The sequence below is a fragment of the Virgibacillus profundi genome, assembly GCF_002287375.1.
GTDB lineage: Bacteria > Bacillota > Bacilli > Bacillales > Amphibacillaceae > Virgibacillus_K > Virgibacillus_K profundi.
On the sequence record NZ_NPOA01000077.1, the window covers coordinates 1 to 420 of the forward strand.

Below are 420 nucleotides of genomic sequence, written 5' to 3' on the forward strand. Positions count from 1 at the left end.
ACGTCATCCCCACCTTCCTCACAGCTTACGCTGGCAGTCTCATTAGAGTCCCCAGCTTAACCTGCTGGCAACTAATGATAAGGGTTGCGCTCGTTATGGGACTTAACCCGACACCTCACGGCACGAGCTGACGACAACCATGCAGCACCTAGTTTCGTGTCATTGCTGACGTACATGTTTCCACATACTTCACTAACCTACAAGCCCAGGTAAGGTTCCTCGCGTATCATCGAATTAAACCACATGTTCCACCGCTTGTGCGGGCCCCCGTCAATTCCTTTGAGTTTCACCCTTGCGGGCGTACTCCCCAGGTGGATTACTTAACGCTTTCGCTTAGCCGCTGACTGTGTATCGCCAACAGCGAGTGATCATCGTTTACGGCGTGGACTACCAGGGTATCTAATCCTGTTCTGTAGTCGT

Annotated in this window: 1 rRNA gene; it reads right to left on the reverse strand. The window is 51.9% G+C overall.

Annotated elements, in window-relative coordinates:
* Positions 1–420 (reverse strand): 16S ribosomal RNA (locus tag CIL05_RS21610); the annotation flags it as partial.